General features: G+C 57.8%; 14 protein-coding genes. 6 read left to right on the forward strand and 8 right to left on the reverse strand.

All coding sequences use genetic code 11. From position 1 onward, the window contains the following. Window positions 1-23 precede the first annotated feature (23 nt). Entirely contained in the window at window positions 24-464 is a 441-nt protein-coding gene (locus AC0IM9_RS11670) for a hypothetical protein (RefSeq protein ID WP_482804101.1), read from the forward strand. Window positions 465-1,478: 1,014 nt separating this feature from the next. On the opposite strand, the gene AC0IM9_RS11675 is transcribed toward AC0IM9_RS11670, so the two are convergent. The 5 genes from AC0IM9_RS11675 to AC0IM9_RS11695 all read right to left on the reverse strand — a co-directional run bounded on the left by AC0IM9_RS11675 (window position 1,479) and on the right by AC0IM9_RS11695 (window position 5,374). Next, window positions 1,479-2,741, reverse strand: a complete 1,263-nt coding sequence (locus AC0IM9_RS11675; RefSeq protein ID WP_482804102.1) for an autotransporter outer membrane beta-barrel domain-containing protein — start codon at window positions 2,739-2,741, stop codon at window positions 1,479-1,481. A gap of 62 nt (window positions 2,742-2,803) precedes the next feature. Next, window positions 2,804-3,196: a lipocalin-like domain-containing protein gene (locus AC0IM9_RS11680; protein WP_140912822.1), complete on the reverse strand. Its 393-nt coding sequence runs from the start codon at window positions 3,194-3,196 to the stop codon at window positions 2,804-2,806. Window positions 3,197-3,445: 249 nt separating this feature from the next. Then, window positions 3,446-4,021 (reverse strand): chemoreceptor glutamine deamidase CheD, encoded by a 576-nt coding sequence (locus tag AC0IM9_RS11685; protein ID WP_140912821.1) that lies wholly within the window; start codon window positions 4,019-4,021, stop codon window positions 3,446-3,448. Window positions 4,022-4,236: 215 nt separating this feature from the next. Continuing rightward, window positions 4,237-4,521 carry a hypothetical protein gene (locus AC0IM9_RS11690; RefSeq protein ID WP_482804103.1) on the reverse strand — a complete coding sequence of 95 codons (285 nt, stop codon included), beginning with the start codon at window positions 4,519-4,521 and terminating at the stop codon, window positions 4,237-4,239. Window positions 4,522-4,594: 73 nt separating this feature from the next. Continuing rightward, window positions 4,595-5,374, reverse strand: a complete 780-nt coding sequence (locus tag AC0IM9_RS11695; RefSeq protein WP_482804104.1) for an MlaA family lipoprotein — start codon at window positions 5,372-5,374, stop codon at window positions 4,595-4,597. A gap of 160 nt (window positions 5,375-5,534) precedes the next feature. Here AC0IM9_RS11695 and AC0IM9_RS11700 point away from each other — a divergent pair, with 160 nt between their 5' ends. Beyond that, window positions 5,535-6,422 carry a DMT family transporter gene (locus tag AC0IM9_RS11700; RefSeq protein WP_482804105.1) on the forward strand — a complete coding sequence of 296 codons (888 nt, stop codon included), beginning with the start codon at window positions 5,535-5,537 and terminating at the stop codon, window positions 6,420-6,422. A gap of 23 nt (window positions 6,423-6,445) precedes the next feature. Here AC0IM9_RS11700 and AC0IM9_RS11705 read toward each other — a convergent pair whose 3' ends face one another. After that, window positions 6,446-6,619, reverse strand: a complete 174-nt coding sequence (locus AC0IM9_RS11705) for a hypothetical protein (RefSeq protein WP_186289599.1) — start codon at window positions 6,617-6,619, stop codon at window positions 6,446-6,448. 278 nt (window positions 6,620-6,897) lie between these two features. Between AC0IM9_RS11705 and AC0IM9_RS11710 the strand changes: the two genes are divergently transcribed. Then, on the forward strand, window positions 6,898-8,265 hold the full coding sequence (locus tag AC0IM9_RS11710; RefSeq protein WP_482804106.1) for a hypothetical protein: 1,368 nt from the start codon (window positions 6,898-6,900) through the stop codon (window positions 8,263-8,265). 56 nt (window positions 8,266-8,321) lie between these two features. Here AC0IM9_RS11710 and AC0IM9_RS11715 read toward each other — a convergent pair whose 3' ends face one another. Together AC0IM9_RS11715 and AC0IM9_RS11720 are read right to left on the reverse strand one after the other, a co-directional pair. Continuing rightward, window positions 8,322-10,574: a caspase family protein gene (locus AC0IM9_RS11715; RefSeq protein WP_482804107.1), complete on the reverse strand. Its 2,253-nt coding sequence runs from the start codon at window positions 10,572-10,574 to the stop codon at window positions 8,322-8,324. Between the two features lie 71 nt (window positions 10,575-10,645). Beyond that, window positions 10,646-11,464: an alpha/beta fold hydrolase gene (locus tag AC0IM9_RS11720; RefSeq protein WP_482804108.1), complete on the reverse strand. Its 819-nt coding sequence runs from the start codon at window positions 11,462-11,464 to the stop codon at window positions 10,646-10,648. 105 nt (window positions 11,465-11,569) lie between these two features. Between AC0IM9_RS11720 and AC0IM9_RS11725 the strand changes: the two genes are divergently transcribed. From AC0IM9_RS11725 to AC0IM9_RS11735, 3 genes are all read left to right on the forward strand, one after another. After that, window positions 11,570-13,270 carry a serine/threonine-protein kinase gene (locus AC0IM9_RS11725; protein WP_482804109.1) on the forward strand — a complete coding sequence of 567 codons (1,701 nt, stop codon included), beginning with the start codon at window positions 11,570-11,572 and terminating at the stop codon, window positions 13,268-13,270. 144 nt (window positions 13,271-13,414) lie between these two features. Then, entirely contained in the window at window positions 13,415-14,662 is a 1,248-nt protein-coding gene (locus tag AC0IM9_RS11730; protein WP_482804110.1) for an autotransporter outer membrane beta-barrel domain-containing protein, read from the forward strand. Window positions 14,663-14,860: 198 nt separating this feature from the next. Further along, window positions 14,861-18,772 (forward strand): DUF3683 domain-containing protein, encoded by a 3,912-nt coding sequence (locus AC0IM9_RS11735; RefSeq protein ID WP_482804111.1) that lies wholly within the window; start codon window positions 14,861-14,863, stop codon window positions 18,770-18,772. Window positions 18,773-18,782: the final 10 nt, after the last annotated feature.

Below are 18,782 nucleotides of genomic sequence, written 5' to 3' on the forward strand. Positions count from 1 at the left end.
TTTTTAATTCTTTGTTAGAACTCATGAGTTCATCTGATGCAGAACCGCTCAACATCCGAGCCTTTAACTGGCTCACGTTAACGATACTCTCTGATCTTTACGGAAGTTTTCCCGAGCCAAAGAATATCGAAAGCTTGCATTTCGTAGTCGAAACATTGGTTGATATTGGAGTCAAAGCCAAAGAGGCGGAATATTTAAGTTATTTCTCTGCAACAATGCGCTGGTTGAAAGAAGAGGGGTTTCTCCGCTATGAGTCAGATGACTCTGGAGATTTTCGGGAAGTAATTTTGACCCTTAGGGGGTTAACCGTACTGGGTTACTTGCCGACGTCGTTAAGCCTTACCGACAAAAAAGAACCCCTTATTGTAAAAGTACGTCGCATACTTGCAAAGGGAAGTGAAAGCGCTGCCTCAAAGGGTATAGGAACTCTGCTAGTCAAAGCGTTCGGGATGATGGTGTCGTAAATGTGCAAGCCTGGTTTAACACTTTTATCAACCGGACGCCGGACTCGGCATAAGTAGCCCGCGTAGGTACGATTAGCGGTAGCGTAATCGTACGCATGATGTGAATTTGCCACGACCTGTTTTTATGTCGGGTCTCGGCCCGACAGCCGAGATACTTTTCTTTGCTTGTCCAAAGAAAAGTATCCAAAAGAAACGACACCCCATGCCGCTTGTTTCCTGCGCTCCTCGGGTTTGAGCGGGGTTTTTCGAAGGGGCATCCCAGCCCCTGCGAAAAACGCGCGGCATCCCTGCCGCGCCCCTTCGGGCTGTTCCTCTCAAACCCTCCGGTGCTCGGCGCGGCATAAGGGGAGGAAAACCATCCCGGTTTTTTAGGGTGGGCGCGGCTTTTTGTGCCCACGCGGGAAATCGGGTTTCGTGTCTTGTGTTGCTGACGCGAGACTTGGTTATAGTGTCGGTTTGCGGGGAAGAAAGCCCTCGATTTTGCGGTAGGCCGGAATAAGCGTATGCGTTTCCGGCTTCGGCTTACAGTTCCAGCCTGACGCCGACAGCCCGCGTAGGTACGATTAGCGGTAGCGTAATCGTACGCATGGTGTGAATTTGCCACGACTTGTTTTAATGTCGGGTCTCGGCCCGACGGCCGAAATACTTTTCTTTGCTTGTCCAAAGAAAAGCATTCAAAAGAAACGACACCCCATGCCGCTTTAACCCTGCGCGTCTGCGGGTTTGAGCGGGGTTTTTGGAAGGGCTATCCATAGCCCTCCAAAAACGCGCGGCATTCCTGCCGCGCCCCTGTCGGGCAAATCCGCCCAAGCCCTCCGGTGCTCGGCGCGGCATAAGGGGAGGAAAACCATCCCGGTTTCGTAGGGTGGGCACGGCTTTTTGTGCCCACGCGGGAAATCGGGTTTCGTGTCTTGTGTTGCTGACGCGAGACTTGGTTATAGTGTCGGTTTGCGGGGAGGAAAGCCCTCGATTTTGCGGTAGGCCGGAATAAGCGTATGCGTTTCCGGCTTCAGCTTACAGTTCCAGCCTGACGCCGACAGTACCGACCAAATGATCGAAAAAGCGATTTCCCAGTAAGGTGTCGAAATTGACGAAGGGTTGGATGCCGTTGGGCAAGGTAAGGCCGATTCCTGCGCCCAGATGGTAGAAGTCGCGGTCGGGCCGGTCGTTGTTGAAGGTAAAAACCGTCGGGTTGGCGCGGCCGTCTTGGACGAAGCTGGCGCGGAGATCGCGCTGTTTGTTTTGAAACTCGTGGGTCCAATCGAAACTGATTTGCGGAGCGACCACGCCCACTGGAGTGCTCAGCGCCGTCGATAGCATCAGGCCCACCGAGCTTTGCAGCGAGCGAATCCGGTCGCGCAGGAAATTCAATTCCAAACCGGTCGTTCCGGTCTCGCGGTAGGCGTCGAGGCTCATTTCGCTGTAACGGAAACCCAGGCGCGGGCCGATGACAATGCCTCCGAACCAAAAATCGTAACCCGCCAGCGCATTGGCGGCGTAATGGTCCGCGCCGAAATCGGACGACACCACGCCGGACACCGGCCGCTTATTGGCGCCGAGCGACGGAAAACTGGTCAAGCGATCGCGTTCGCGCCATTGACGAGCATATTCGACCACGATATCGACAAAGACGTTATCGTTTGGTGTCAGCGTGGCGTAAAGCGCCGGGCCGAACGCGTCGACCCGAAATCCGCCAAGATTGGCGAACCGGCTGTCGGTGTTGCTGTAATTCAGCGCCGCGCCGGCCAGCAGCCAGTCGTTGGCGCGCCAATCGGCGCCGATTGCGCCGCCCTGGACATTACCGTTGTAGCCGGTTTCGAAGCGGGTGCTGCGCCGGTCGATGGCTTCGAATTGGCCGGAGAAGAACAGGTGCAAACCGTCAGTCAAAGCAAGCTCGGCTTCGTCGCCAGCGCCGCCGCCGTCCTTGCTTTGTTGCCGGCGGAGTTTTGCCAAGCGCTTGCCGGCGGCGACGAATTGGCTCTGAACCGAGCCGGCTCCGCCGCCAACGCTGCCGGCACCGCCTGCGCCGCCGCCCGGCGGGCCGCCGGGTGTCGGGAGGCAGAGTCTGTAAAGATTCGGACCGGCCTTTTCCAGGAACTCCACCCGGTCGCCCGCCAGTCGCTCGCAATCGTTGCGTAGCAACGCGAACTGCGCTTCGTCCAGCGAGCTGGCTTCGGCCCAAACTTTAGCCGTCGGGCAAAGCAGCGTGGCAACCGTAACAATCGCAACGATCGGCTTGGGCGGCTGTTGCGAGAGGAGACGGCCGGGGGCGTTCATGAAGTCTTTGCGGTCGAATAATCGCAAGTCAGACCGGCCCACGAAGCATCAGCTCTCGGTGCTTATTTTTTGGTCATGAAAAAATAGATCGACTGGCATTTCAAGACCATTTTACTGCCGTCTTTTGTGGTGGCGGCGCAGGTTTCCATTTTCGAGCGGCCTGGAGCAGCCTGTTTTTTCAATTTGCCGTCTTCGACGCTGTAGTTCAATACCGCTTTGAGTTGCTCAATGCGGGCGTGGGAGTCGTTTTCTTGGGAAATGCCTTCCATGGTGCCGTCGTTTCTGAAGGTCCATGTCGTGTTCAGGCCGCGGGCGCCGCTACCGTCGGCGTTGACCGATTCTTTTTCGATTTGCCAGGTGCCCAGCAGGTCGGCTTGGGTCAGCGGAATTTCCGCGGCGCCGGCGGCGAAAGAGGCGGAGAACAACAGCAAGCCGATGAGTTTGATGGAGGGCATAGAATTCCTGTGAGTTGATGTGGATAAGGTGCGGATTGTATCACGTACGAATACCAGGGTTTTTGCTGCATCTGTTGTCGCCGTCGGTAGCAGATGAAGTTTACTGGCCGAGACTGTCGGTGTTTTGCGCCGGTGCCGCTTCCGAAGGTGCTTTTTAACCCGGGCGGTGAGGAGGGAGTCGACTGGCTAGTTGTCGAGCGAAGCGGCCGGATCAACTCTGTTCGTATCCGGCCGCCCCGCGTCGAGGCATCAAGCCAGGCTGCCGGCGAATATTCGCGTCGAATATTCCTGTTCGCGGAGCAGGATGGTCTCGTTTTTGACGTCTTTGAGTTTTTTTACCAGAACTTTGCCGGATTCCGGAAAGAAATAGATCTTGCGCGGATAGATATCCAGCGTGTCGGCGGCAACGATCGGGATGTCGCGTTCGGCCAGGTAATTACGCAAGAATTGCGCACTACGGGCACCGACGTTGTCGCGGTGCAGGCCGTTCAGAATATTGCCGCCGCCGAAGACTTTAGCTTCCAGCTGGTGCGCCTCCGCACCGATGTCGAGCAGATGGTCGATGAACTTATCCATTGCCGCGACCGCCTGGTGTTCCAGGCGCGCATTCAGCGGTTGGCCTTCGTTGGTGTTGGCCACCATGATGTGGTTCATGCCGCCTATGCCTTTGTTGCGGTCGCGGATACAGGCCGTGACGCAAGAGCCCAGCACGGTGACGATCACCGAACCGGCCGTGGCGAGGCAGTATTCGCCGGGGATGATTTTCTGGGCGCGGGTGCGCCAGTAAGGGTCGAAATAGGTTTCGGAGCGCTTTTTCAGGTACATGGCTCGGTGAATTCGGTAGTCGAGAGTATGAAAAATAACAAACAAAAATCGGGCCAGTCTTGAATAATGCCCTAAGCTCAAAATCTTGGCACTGAGCGATGTTGGTCGGCGGCGAACTTTGTAAAGCGGATTGACAATCTGTCGTTTTGGTCTACGCGCTCCGCACTGTTTGAGAGCGGATCGGTACGGTATCGATTGCTGCCAAACCCAGACTGCTATTTGCGGGGTAAAGTTTCGTCCGCTGCGATTCGGCATTGCTCCGGTTTGCCGTCGGCAAATGCCGGCGAAATACTGACCGGGTCGGTCAAACTTTTCATCAACAGTAGATAGGCTTGGCCGTCGATGCAGACCTTGTTTAGGTTCCAAGTCTTGATCTGGCCTTGGAGGTCGATGCGTTCGATGCTGATTCGATCCAGCGGTAGCGAACGGTTGGCCGGCGGGATGGCGTTGGCATTGGTGCCAGTAGCGGCCAGAACGGCGGTAAATATCAGTTTTCTCATGGCTCGGGCCTCATCGATAGATTGTTGACCGACCCGCCAAGATGCCTGTCGGAGCGGATTCGGGCGCGGCGGATCAGTAGGGATTGACGGGCGACAGTTTCTCCTCGGTTTCGTCGAGATCTAAAATGTCGCTGTCAGTGACGTTGCCGTCGTTGACCAGGTAATCGCGCTGCGAAAAATAGGCGCCGCGAAAAAATCCGTAGCGGTCCACCGCCGCTTCGCTGGCGATTTTTTCGGTTTCGAGGTTGTCGGCACGCAAATCGGCAGCATTGACGCCGCCCAAGCCGCCGGATATCGCCGTCGACAATGCCGACGACTGGGTGAACAGGCCAGTGTAGCTGATCGGGTTGGCGGCGGTGTCGCCGATCAAGCCAATCACGCCGCGCGGTGAACTCGACCCCAATAGCGGCAGCACGATATAAGGGCCGGTCGGTATGCCCCAATAGCCCAGGGTCTGGTCGAAATCTTCATGGTGTTTGGGCAAGTCGATGGCGCTGGCCGGATCGAACCAGCCGGCGATGCCGACCGTGGTATTGACCAGGAAACGCGCCGTATCCATGCCGGCTTGCCGAAATTTTCCTTGCAGAACATCGTTGATCGAGACCCGGATGTCGGCGATATTACTGAAAAAATTGCTGATGCCGGCATCGACGAAATCCGGCGTAATCCAGCGGTAGCCGCGGGCCACCGGTTTCATCAGGTAATCGTCGACCCGGTCGTTGAAGGTTTGCATCGGCCGGTTCCAGCTTTCCCAAGGATCGCGCGGATCGGAAGCCGGAACGCTGGCGCAACCGGACAGCGTGGTTGCCGCGCTTAGCAACAGAGTCAGGGCAGGGATGGTTCCGTTTCGCATAAGGTGTGCTCCAGTAACTGACGACTGATGCGTAAAGGTTAGCGTATTGCCGGGGTGTTTGTCTTGCCAGCCGGCGCGGATTTTATCGCACGGCGGACGCGTCGGTTAGGCCGCTTGTGCGGGACAATAAACCGGTTTCCAACCGCTAACAATCTGGATTATGACTCTTGCCGATGCGTTACGTTTACTGCTCCTGGCTGCGATTTGGGGCGGATCTTTTCTGTTGATGCGGATATCCGCGCCGATTTTGGGGCTGGCCTATGTCGCGGAAGGCCGGGTGTTCTCGGCAGCGTTGTTTTTATGGGTACTGGCCGTGTTTGGCAAACGGCTGGGCGGCCTGTGGCGGAACTGGCGCTATTTACTGGTGATGGGTTTTTTCAATGTCGCGCTGCCGTTTAGTTTGTTCGCCTATGCGGCGGCGACATTGTCGACCTCGCAATTGTCGGTGTTGAACGCAACGGCGCCGATTTGGGCTTATGCGATCGGATTGACGCTGGGTATCGAGAAACTGGCGTGGAAACGGATTTGCGGCATGTTCATGGCGCTTTCCGGGGTGGCTTTGTTGTTCTGGGGCTTGCTGGCTGTCAGCCCCGGCCAATTTTTGCTGCCGGTCATCAGTTCGCTGGCCGCCGCATTCTCGTACGGGATTGCCACCAATTACGCCAAGGCCAGAGCCAGGCTGGCGCCGTTCGACACTGCTCATGGCAGCCTGTGGGCGGCGGCGTTGCTGCTGCTGCCGATGGTGTTTCTGTGGCCGTTAAAGCAACTGCCGACCGTGGAATCCATCACGGCTGTCGCCGGTTTGGGCATTGTCTGCACCGGCGTCGCCTTTCCGCTCTATTACCGGTTGATTCGGGATATCGGTGCTTCGTCCGCGTTGACCGTCACCTTTCTGAATCCGATGTTCGCGACCCTGTGGGGCGCGCTGTACTTGGCCGAAACGGTCACGCCGCGGCATATCCTCGGTATGGCGGTGATTCTGGTCGGAACCGCACTCTCTACCGGGTTTCAGGCCCGCAGTCTTCTCAAACGGCGGGTACCCGTCTAGCGTCGGCTGCCTGCGCGGCTAGATCAGGCGGCGCTTTGGCGGCTAGACTGAGCCCGACGCTGCCGCGGGCGGTACCATTCCTTGAAATCCACCGGCGGCTCGAGCAACGGGGCGCTGACGCAGAAGCGCAAACTGCCGTCGGTGGTCAGATACGGCGCGGTGCGGATGCGGGTAATTCCTTTCTGCGAGTCTTTCATATCGGCTCCTGGATGATTCGGCCACTAGTCTGGCAAGCGGCCGCTTAAGGCCGACTTAATCCGCGGTTAGCGGCGCGGGAGTTTGCCGGAACGCTGGCCGCAGCGTCCGGCTTATGATTTGTCGCACGGACGGCCGCCGAATTGGGTGGCGGTGGCGGATAATTCCGTCGTGCAATCAAGCTGGTATACTGAACCGTTAGGTTCAAGAGCAGGTGCCGGGTTCCTTGGGTGGGGCCCCGGGTCTTCATTATAAAAATTATATTTAGCCGGGATTTTCTATGGACGCATATTTACCGATGATTCAAAGCATATTGTTGGATTGGTACCAATTAACCCTTGCCAACCCAGAATATGCCGGAGCCGTGGCCGTTGCGGTTTGGTTGCTGACTTCGATTTTTTACAGTATCCGCATTTACTTTCTGAAAAAAGCCAACGCCACCCTGGTCAAACTGCGTCTCGGCTTACAGTCCGATCTGGAAACGGCGCAACAGCAATTGCAAAGCAGCCAGGCCGAATTGGCCGCCAGCGTTCAGCAATTGGCCGAGGTACAAACCGCCGCCGAAGAATCTGCCCAACGCGCTGCCGGCTTGGAGGAGAAAGTGGTCGCCGGTAACCGGCAATTGATCGACAGCATCAAGGCTTTGGCCAACAAATTCGAATTGACCGAGCCGAGTTTGCCCGCGGCGAACAACGCCGACAGCGGCGATCTGTGGAGCCGATACGCGGCGATCAGCGAGCAGGCGGTCGAACGTTTCCAAACCGAGCAAAAAGGCAAGACCGATCTGCAATTGTCGTTGTGGGCCGAAACTGCGAAGTTGGCGGAGAAAGACGCATTGCTGGAGCCGTTGCAGCGTAAGGTGGAAGAGCAAACCGCGCAGGTCGCCAAATTGGAGTTGGCGTTGGAAGAACAGAAAATTCGGTTCGAACGCCAACAGGCCAACGCCGAAAAAGCCCTGGCCGAAACCGTCAGCCGCTATCAAACCGAGGTGGGCCAACGGGATAATCCGGTGAATCAGTCTGCGCCTGCCGCGGTTGCGCCGCAGCCGATTGTCGCCCCGATTCCGGAATCGACCCCCGCTGTTATCCAGCCGCCGATTGCTGCCGTTTCGGCGCCTGAAGTGGCCGCCCCGGTCGAACCGATGCCTATGCCAGAGCCAACTTCGGCTCCGGTGGTTACGGCTGCGCCGGCACCGGTAAACCCGGCTGAAACTGCCGCAACCGTCGCCCCGAGCAAACAAGCGTCGGTCGATAAGGCGGTCGAGAAAAGCGGCGGCTTCGGTAAATTCAAGCAATTATTGAACAACACCATGCAGCAAATGGCCAAGCTGGATCAGAAGCTGGGTACTCAAACCACGGTGGAAGTGGTCGAACCCGTCGAGGAAGCCGCCGCTCAAGCTGCAGAGCCGGTCGCCGAGCCTGTGTCGGAGCAGCCGGTTGTCGTTGCCGAGCCGGTAGTCGAGGCGGCTGCGCCGGCACCGGCCAAAGCCAGCAAATTGAAAAGTCTGTTCGGTAAAAGCAAACCTGCCGAAGAACCGCAACCGGCGCCAGTAGCCGCTCCGGAGCCGCCTCCGGCACCTGCGCCTGCGCCAATCCCGGCCGCAGCCAAGCAAGACAAGCTGAAAGATTTGTTTTCGAAATGGAAATAAGCGTTTAAGCCATTCCTTCCCGCCGGGTCGTTACGGCCCGGCCCGCTCCGGTAGGATCAGACCTCCGGTACGAAAAAGAACGGGCTGCCTTCATGCCCGGCATGTTGCAACGGCGCATATTGCGGTTTTTGTTCGAAGCCGCCGCGCGCCGCCGACGCCTGTACCTGATTCGCCACATCCCGGAAAATATCGTAGTCCTCGATAATCCGTTTGTTGCCGCGCAACACCTTCAAAAATGCATTGGCAAACACCGAGTGCTCGCCACCACCCTGGTCCATAACCGGCTTGACGCCACCGGATGTCAGCACGGTACGAGCTTTGCGGCTGTTCATCGCCTTCAACCAGCGCTCGCGCTTGGCATCGTCCATACCCTCCGGCAGTTTGGCCACGGCGGAACCGGTCAAGGCGCCGGAATAACAGGAGTCGGCCACTACCATGATGTGTTTGGCCGGCATGATGCTCAGGAATTCGGTGATGCTTTGGCTGGAGATCCAGTTGGCGCTGTTGCCGGTCTCGGAATCGACCGGCAGCCAGTAGGCGGTCTGGCTGCGCTTGTCGATTTCGCCGTGGCCCGCGTAATAAATCAGCAGATTGTCCTGTTCGGTCAGTTTTTGGTTCAACTCGTTCAGCGCCGACATGATCGCGTGGCGGTTGGCGTTCAGCAGCAGTTTGGTTTTAAAGCCGTAGCGCTCGCGCAGCAGCAGTTCCAGACTTTTGGCGTCGGCCATTGGCGTCTTCAAAGACGGATAGGCGCCGTAGTCGTTGTTGCCGATGATGATGGCGTAAAACTTGCCGAACTGGATGTCGCCGCTGCGTTTCAAGTCGTTGCCGCTGCCGTTGCTGCTCGGAAACGGTTCGGCGCTAATCCCGCTGCTGGCGGCCAGCAGGCGCAAGCTCAAGTCGCTGCGTTGGTTGCGTTTGTCGGTCGCGCTGATCCGCACCACGGTTTCGTCACCTTGTAGACTGACGTCGGTTTCGAAGCGGCCGTTAGCGTCGACCTTGACCGGTTTGTCGTTCAGTAATAAGCGGTTGAGGCCGGTACTGGCGTCGATTTTGCCGATAATGCGTTTGCTGCTTTCGCCGACGGCGAATTGGATGCTGGGAATACCGCGGGTCACGGTCACGGCCGGTTCGATCAGCTCGATATTCGGGCCGGAGCCGGATGCCAACAAGGTACTGCGCGATTGTTCCAGTTTTTCTTTCAGCGCGGCGATTTCCTTGGCTTGCTGTTGCAGCGCCAGTTTGCGGCTGTCGATCTGGTTGCGGTCGAGCTTGTCCGGCGATGTCAGCCAGCCGGTCAGTTCGGCCGATTGTTTCTGGAAAGTTTCGATCTTCTCGTTCAGCCGGTTTTCCAATTCGTTGGCCTTGCTGTCAGCGGCTTTGGCCGCGGGATTTTCCTGCCGGGCCGCGTCCAGTTCGCGCTTCATGCGTTGCCGTTCCTGGCTTAGGGTTTGGGTCAACGAACCGAGTTTGGCCTGTTGGTCTTTGAGTTGCGACTCTTTCTCGCGCAGTTGTTTTTCCAGCAGTTCGATGTCGCTGGAATTGCCCGGCGCAGTCGATTTTTGTTGTTGCAGTTTGTTGCGTAGCGTTTCCAGCTCGCTTTGCGCCTTACGCAAACTTTCCTGCTGGTCCAGGGTTTGCTGGCGGGTGTCTTGCAATTGCTCGCGCAGTTGCTCGGCTTCGCGGCGCGACTCGGCGACTTCGCTGCGCAGCGTCTCCAGCTCCTGAGAGTTTACCGCCGGGGCGAATTGGATGCCGGCATCTTCCAGGCCGGCCGATTTGCGATACCAGCGTAACGCCGCCTCCTTGTCCGGCGCGACGCCGAGGCCTTTTTCGTAGAGATGGCCCAGGTTCAATTGCGCTTGCGAGTTGCCTTGCTGGGCGGCTTTTTCGTACCACTGCGCGGCCGCTTTATAGTCGGCTTGGCTGCCCAAGCCCTTTTCGAAAATTTCGCCGACCGCCAATTGCGCGGCGGCGTCGCCTTCCTGGGCTTTCGGCAGCCAGATGTTCAATGCGCTGGCGTAATTGGCGCGGTCGTAGGCCACGTATTCGCCGCCGCGGACTTCGCAATCCGCCGCGGTGGTGCGAATCGGCCGGCGCGCGCTGAGGTAGGTCATTTGCGAACCGAGTTTGCGGACTTGGCCGGGCAGCAGGCAATCCACCACAAACAGTTTATTGGTATCGGCCACGATGTAGCCTTCGGTGGCCCTGGCCATTTCTTCCTGGCTGACGTCGCGGGCGCAAGCCGCCATGAGTATGCTGCCGATCGCCAACGCGAGCGTACGATTTTGATACATCTTCTGAGCCATAACGAGCCGCCTTTTGCTGTGAAGGGTTAGGCCGGCAACGATAGCAGAAAACCGCCGGGCCGCAATAGCGCTTATCTCGCGCTGGGCAAGCGTCGCAACATTTCCGGCCAGATCGCTTGCCAGCCGCGGCTATGGTCGGCATCGACCCGGATTACATGGGCATGCGGGCGGGCAAGCAGGTCCGATTCGAATAGTGCCGGCGGGATGGTCGTATCGCGCTCGCCGAGCAGGTGCCACTCGCGAACGCGGCCCGCCGGCCGTGTGGCCGGATTCAGCGAGTTTTGTAAGCGCTGGTAGCCGTGGTAATCGGTCCAGCGGTCGATGTCGTAATTGCCGGCCAAAGTGATGACGGCCAAGGTTTGCGGCAAACGTTCCGCCAGTAGCAACGCCAGCGTGCCGCCGCCGCTGTGGCCGATCAATACCAGTTCGCGGTATCCGTTTTGCTCGGCGAAGTGCAGCAAGGCCTGCGCCATGCTGGCAACGACGGATTCGCCGTAACGGCCGCCGGTCCACAACTCCGAACCGCAGCCGGGGTCTTCGGTGTGGCCGTTATAGCAAGGCCGGCCCAGATACAGGCTGGGCGCCGGGTCGCCGGCCATCAGCGGCAGGACTACCGAATCGCGCGTGGTCGGTTCGGCGGCCGGAATCAGGCCGCGCTCCCACGGCCGGCCGTCGCCTTCCAGGTAAACGTGTAAACGTTCTGTGGCCTGTGCCGGCCGATTCCGGAATCCGCGCAGCGTAAATTTGCCGCCGTCGAGATCCAACGCGACCAGATCCAGGTCGCGTGCTTGTTGATGCAGTTTGGCGACCGGCGAGACGCAGCCCGCCAGCGATATCGCCAGCGTAAGGCTTGCCGCCAACAGATAATGTCCGGCGCGTAGTTTCAGCATATTTCAGCCGTAGCTGTGGCGGAATCGGGCGGTTGCCGATAGCGGCAGCGACACAAAACGAGGTCTTCGGCTAAAATCCTTGGACAATTTGGTTTTGGGTTGGTCATGGCAGCATTTGATAGCGCATTAAACGCGTTCCGGCAATCGCAAATTTCATTCGACGAGTTATTGGCGGCGGCCCGCGTTGCGGCAGGACAATCGGCCGCGGAAGTGGCGGCCGCGTTGCAACATGTGGAAGCGGCATACCGTGGTGGCGGCCTGGCGGCCGAGCGTTATTTCGCGTTGCAGTCGGCTTTGCAGGACGAGACCCGTTTGGCGGTTGCGCCGGTTGCGCCGCCGCCAGTCGCCGGCGACGACGAAACCTTACTGGCGCCGCGGCCCGCGCCGGCCGACGATGCAACATCGGTCGAGTCCGCGCCGTTGGCGGCGCCGATTGCTGCCGAGCCGACCCTGGTGCAAACTCAGGCGCCGACCTTGACCACCGAATCCCTGTTACAAGGCTTGGACCCGAACCAACCGCAAGCGGAGTTGACGGTGGGCTGCACCCTGAAAAACCGCTTCGTACTGGAAGAGTTGCTCGGCGTCGGTGGCATGGGTATGGTGTTTAAAGCTACCGACTTGCGTAAAGTCGAGGCGGCGGACAAAGACCCGTTCGTGGCGTTGAAAGTGTTGAACCAGGATTTTCAATTCAATCCGATGGCTTTGGTCGGGCTGCAGCGCGAAACCAAGCGGGCGCAAACCCTTTCCCATCCCAACATCATTAAAGTGTACGACTTCGACCGGGACGGCGCTTACGTCTTCATGTCGATGGAGTATCTGCAAGGTCGGCCTTTGAGCCATTTGATCCGCGACCACGTCGAAACCGGCCTGCCGTTCAAAAAAGCCTGGCCTATTATCAGCGCCATGGCCGAAGCCTTGGGCCATGCGCACAAAAAAAACATCGTCCATTCCGATTTCAAACCCGGCAACGTCTTCGTCAGCGACGAAGGCGAGATCCGGGTGTTGGATTTCGGTATCGCCTGCGCCATCGGTCGTAGCGAGAAAGACGGCCACGACGCGACCGTGTTCAACGCTCGCGATTTGGGTGCGATGACGCCGGCTTATGCCAGTCTGGAGCAATTGCAGCATAGCGCGCCGGATCCGCGCGACGATATCTATGCATTGGCCTGCATTACTTACGAGCTGTTGGCGGGCAAACACCCGTTCGGCCGCTTGTCCGCCGAAAAGGCCAGGGAACTGAATTTACAGCCCAAGCCGATTCCGCAGTTGTCGCGGCGGCAGTGGAAAGCCTTACAAAAAGGTCTGGCGTTCAAGCAGGAAAACCGTAGCGCCAGCATCGACGAGTTCATTTCCTCTATCGGCCCGCGTTCCTCGGTTTACTACGGCCTGTGGGCCAGCGCCTTGATTATCGTGTGTTCGATCGGCGTCAACGTCTATTGGACTTTGACCGAGAAGACGCCAGTGGCCGAGCCGCCGAAAGTAGTGCCGAGTCTGACTGCGGAGCAACTGCAAAAGATCAAGGATTTATTGGAGCTGGCCGAGATTCATTTCGACGTCGGCTACTTGACCGCTCCGACCGGCAGTAACGCCTTCTGGGCCTATCAGGAAGTGTTGAAGATCGATCCGTACAATAAGGCCGCGATCGCCGGCTTGAACAAGATCGCCGATACGCTGGAGCAACAGGCCTGGGAGTTTTACGAGAAAAGCGACCGTTCCGAAGCCCTGAAGAAAGTTCAGGAAGGTTTGGAAGTCAATCCGGGACACAAAGGTTTGCTGAGTCTGCAGGAAAAACTTCGATTCAATTAACAGGCAACGACCGGATTATGTTGACAATCCGGTTTTATAGGTTGGGCTATTTATATGATTTTGCAGAATAATTAAGCTTTTTCGATTTTGCGGAATGTGAGCCGGCGTGTAAGATATTAAAAACACATCTTTGAGGAGAGAATCATGTATTACCCCAATTTAAAGCCGGTGCGCTCGGTCGACGCCGAGACTTCGGTCCGGCCACCGGTCCACTTGCAGCTTTGTAGGGCGATAAGTTTGGCCGTGATGACATTATCGTCGGCATCCACCAGTGCCGTGCCGAGTTTTTCGCAGAATCTGAATCCGAATCAACAGTCGGTCGATACGGCCTTGTCCAATTGTTCGTCTTTTTATTCGGATTCGAACGATCCCACCCCAACCGTGTGTCAGGCGGGATTTTCCGACATCCAAAGCCTGACTCCGGACCAAGTCCTGGGTATGGGCAACTCGATTACCCGACTGGACGGCGGCCGTAATCCGGTGCCTTACGACTATTACAGTAACAATCAAACCTCGAGATTGGGCGGAGGCAGCGGCGACGCCGATTTTCCGCCGTTGAATTTTTGGACCAAGGTCGATAGCGGCTTCGGTGCCCACGACAATACCGCGCTGAACAATGGTGGTTTCAAGTACGACAACCATAATTTCATGGCTGGCGTCGATTACCGGATCAGCGACAGTTGGGTCAGCGGCGCCGTCTTCAACTACCGCCATAGTAATGCCGCATTCAACGCCGGCCGCGGCGAAACCCTGGGCGATAGTTACACCGGTATGCTCTATACCTCTTACTTCGTGACCGAGGCCTTGCATTTGGATGCCACGGCTTCTTACGGCGGCCATGAATTCGAAACCACCCGTAATATCACGTTGAATGGTGTGTCTTCGGTGGCCAAGGCCAAGCCCAACGCCGACCAATATTCGTTCAGTTGGGGCGGCGGATACGACTGGCACCACCAGGCTTTGAGCGTTTCGCCTTATGCGCGCGGCGAATACACGGCTCTGAACATCGACGGCTACGCCGAATCCGGCAGTGTGGCCGCGGTTCGATTCGGTAAGCAGAATATCGAATCGTTGATTTCTACCGTCGGTGTGCAAACTGCTTATACCTTCAGCTTTCCATGGGGTGTTTTGATTCCGCAATTGCGCGGCGAGTGGCATCACCAGTTTCTTGACGGCCGGCGTAGTGTGTCCGGCAGCTTCATTGCGGACGGCTCCGGCTCCACTTTTAGTTTGGTCAATGACGCACCTACCCGGGACTATTACACCTTCGGCGCCGAAGTGTCGACGGTGCTGCCCGGCGGTGTGTCTGCGTTCCTGGCTTACGAGACATTGCAAAGTTACCGCCATGTCGAAAGCAACCGCTTGATGCTGGGCGGTCGTTTAGAGTTTTAAGCTCTTGGCCAGTGGGACGGTCGGGCGTCTCTGGACGGCGCCCCGGTTGTCCGTTGGCGGTGGTTAGGCCGTGTTATAGAGTGTCGGCGGCCGGATAAACCCCAGATATCTCGCGGTTTGCGCGGCGATTTTTCGGCCGGCTCGGTTTCGGCCCGTGTTAAAATCCGACGGACTATGACTTCATGTTCGCCGAATCCTGTGGCCTCTCCATTATTCCCCGCTTCGATTGAATCCGCTCCCGCTCGAGTGCGGGAAATTCCCTACAACTACACCTCGTTTTCCGACCGCGAAATTGTGATTCGCCTGCTGGGGGAAGAGATGTGGTCGATTTTGGATTCCTTGCGCGAGGAGCGGATCACCGGCCGTTCCGCCCGGATGCTTTACGAAGTCTTGGGCGATATCTGGGCGGTGCGGCGCAACCCCTATTTGGAAGACGATCTGCTCGACAATGCCAAACGTCGGCGGGCTTTGTTGCAAGCCCTGCGTCATCGTTTACAGCAAATGCAAGCCAGACACGCCGAAGCCGAGAACCAAAATCCCGACCGGGCCGAGCGCGTCGCCAAATTAATCCGCGCCGCGCATCAGGCGGTAGACCAATTCGATGCCCACTTCGAACGCACCGCCCAACTGCGGCGCAGCGTGATGACTCTGTTGTCGCGATACACCCGTAAAGACAATATCAGTTTCGACGGCTTCGCCCGGGTCAGCCATGTCACCGACGCCACCGACTGGCGGGTGGAGTATCCGTTCGTTGTGTTGTATCCCTGTTCCGAAGACGAGGTCGGCCATCTGGTACGCGGCTGTATCGAGCTGGGTTTGACCATCATTCCGCGCGGCGGCGGTACCGGTTATACCGGCGGTGCGGTGCCGCTGAACGCCTATTCCGCGGTAATCAACACCGAAAAACTGCTGGCGATGGGCCAGGTGGAGCGCCAGACTTTATTGCCCGGCGTCGATAAATCCTACGCCACGATCCATACCGGCGCCGGCGTCGTCACCCGGCGGGTGATGGATGCTGCCGAGCAGGCCGGTTTGGTGTTCGCCTGCGATCCGACCTCGGCCGATGCTTCCTGCATCGGCGGCAATATCGCGATGAACGCCGGTGGCAAGAAAGCCGTGCTGTGGGGTACCGCGCTGGACAATCTGGCTTCCTGGCGCATGGTGACGCCGGACGGCAATTGGCTGGAAATCGAGCGGTTGAACCACAATCTGGGCAAGATTCACGAGCAGGAAACCGCTGCATTTCTGTTGAAGCGGTTCGACGCCAGCGGCAAGCAATTGCTAGGCGAAGAGAGCCTGGAAATCTCCGGCAGTTTTTTCCGCAAAACCGGGTTGGGCAAAGACGTTACCGACAAGTTTCTGGGCGGTTTGCCCGGCGTGCAGAAAGAAGGCTGCGACGGCATCATCACCTCGGCCCGCTGGATTCTGCATGAAATGCCACCGGTGACCCGAACCTTTTGCCTGGAGTTTTTCGGTCAGGTGCGGGAAGCGGTGCCGGCGATCGTCGAGATTCGCGACTATCTGGAAAGCCTGCCGAAAGACGGCGCGCAACGGGTCATGCTGGCCGGTCTGGAGCATCTGGACGAGCGTTACGTCAAAGCGGTGGGCTACGCCACTAAAGCCAAACGCCACGGCCGGCCGAAGATGGTATTGATCGGCGATATCGTCGGCGACGACGAGAACCAGGTGGCTCTGGCCGCTTCGGAAGTGGTGCGTCTGTGCAATGTCCGCGGCGCGGAGGGCTTTATCGCCGTGTCGGCCGAGACCCGCAAAAAATTCTGGCTGGACCGGGCCCGGACCGCGGCGATCGCCAAACATACCAACGCCTTTAAAATCAACGAAGACGTGGTGATTCCGTTGCCGCGGATGGGCGATTATTGCGATGGCATCGAGCGGATCAACATCGAATTGTCGCTGCACAATAAGCTGCGCTTGTGCGCGGCATTGAACGAATTTTTGGCCGGCGATTTGCCGATGCGCGCTTACGAAGAGGGCGTAGACTGGCGGGAATTGCTCGGCGAACGCCGGGCTCAGGCGCTGGAAGCGCTAGCCTTGGTGCGTCAGCGCTGGACTTGGCTATACGACAATTTGGATTTGCCGTTGCTCCAGGCGGAAGCCGAGTTCGGCAAATACGGGATTCAGGCTGGCGAGTTAAGCAATCGCGCCGCAGAGCCGACTTTGTTCCACCGCTTGCAGGATTACTCCATCAGGGTGTCATGGAAGCAGGAACTGCTGCCGCGCTTGCGCGAGATTTTCGAGGGCGACAATTTTCGGCCTATCGTCGAGCGCATCGAAGCCCTGCATAAGGAAATCCTGCGCGGCCGCGTGTTCGTGGCCTTGCATATGCATGCCGGCGACGGCAACGTGCACACCAATTTGCCGGTCAATTCCGACCATTACGAAATGTTGCAGGAAGCCAATGCGGCGGTGGCGCGGATTATGGAGCTGGCGCGGGCGTTGGGCGGGGCGATTTCCGGCGAGCACGGCATCGGCATCACCAAATACGAGTTCCTGACCGAGGCCGAACTGGCCGATTTTCATGCTTATAAAAACCGGATCGATCCGGAAGGGCGCTTCAATCGCGGTAAATTGATGCCGGGTGCCGATTTGCGCTCGGCTTATACCACCTCGTTCAGCCTGATGGGCTATGAGTCGCTGATCATGCAGCAGAGCGATATCGGTGCGATTTCGGAGTCGGTCAAGGACTGCCTGCGCTGCGGCAAATGCAAACCGGTCTGCGCGACTCATGTGCCGCCGGCGAATTTGCTGTATTCGCCGCGGAACAAGATTCTGGCCACTTCGTTGTTGATCGAGGCCTTCTTGTACGAGGAGCAGACCCGGCGCGGCATTTCGATCACCCACTGGAAGGAATTCGAAGACGTGGCCGATCATTGTACCGTCTGCCATAAGTGTTTCAATCCGTGTCCGGTTGACATCGACTTCGGCGACGTATCGATGAATATGCGCAATCTGCTGCGCAAAATGGGCAAGCAAAGTTTCAATCCGGCCAAGACCATGGCGCTGGCCTTTTTGACCGCGTCCAAGCCGGGCAACGTCAAAGCCATGCGCAAGGCGATGATCGATTGGACCTACAAAGCGCAGCGTATCGGCAATAGCTTTTTGCAGCATTGGGGCAGGGCGCAGATCGCGCAGCCGCCGGCCACGGTCGGCAAGCCGCCGGTGCGGGAGCAGGTGATTCATTTCATGAACCGGAAAATGCCGGGCGAATTGCCGAACAAAACGGCGCGGGCTTTGTTGGATATCGAGGACAACCAAATTGTGCCGATCATCCGCAACCACGAGAAAACCAAAGCCGACTCCGAGGCCGTGTTTTATTTCCCAGGTTGCGGTTCCGAGCGTTTGTTTTCCCAAGTCGGGCTGGCGACGCAGGCGATGCTGTACGAAATAGGGGTGCAAACGGTATTGCCGCCGGGTTATTTGTGTTGCGGTTATCCGCAACGGGCGGGCGGCCAATTCGACAAGGCGCAGAAGATAACCACCGATAACCGGGTGTTGTTTCACCGAGTGGCGAACACCCTGAATTATCTGGATATCAAGACTGTCGTGGTCAGTTGCGGTACCTGCCAGGATCAATTGCAGGATTACGAATTCGACAAGATTTTCCCCGGTTGCCGATTGATCGATATTCACGAATATCTGTTGGAAAAAGGCGTGAAATTGGATGGCGTGAATGGCGCGCGCTATCTGTACCACGATCCTTGCCACAGTCCGTTCAAGCAGCAAGACGGAGTCAAAGTGGTAAACCAGTTGTTGGGCGCGCCGGTCAGCAAGTCCGAGCGCTGCTGCGGCGAGTCCGGCACGCTGGCGGTGGCGCGGCCGGACATCTCGACGCAGATTCGGTTCCGCAAGGCCGAAGAACTGCAAAAGGATGCCAGCAAATTACGCGGCGACGGTTATGCCGGGCCGGTAAAAATGTTGACCTCGTGCCCATCCTGCATGCAGGGCTTGCAGCGTTTTCAAGATGAGGTGGAAACCTTGGAAGTCGATTACATCGTTGTCGAAATCGCCAAGCACGTGCTGGGCGACAACTGGATGCCGGAATATGTCGAACGGGTGACTCAGGGCGGCGTCGAGCGGGTGTTGGTCTGATGGCGATGCC

Source organism: Methylomonas sp. Uni0011 (assembly GCF_056850255.1).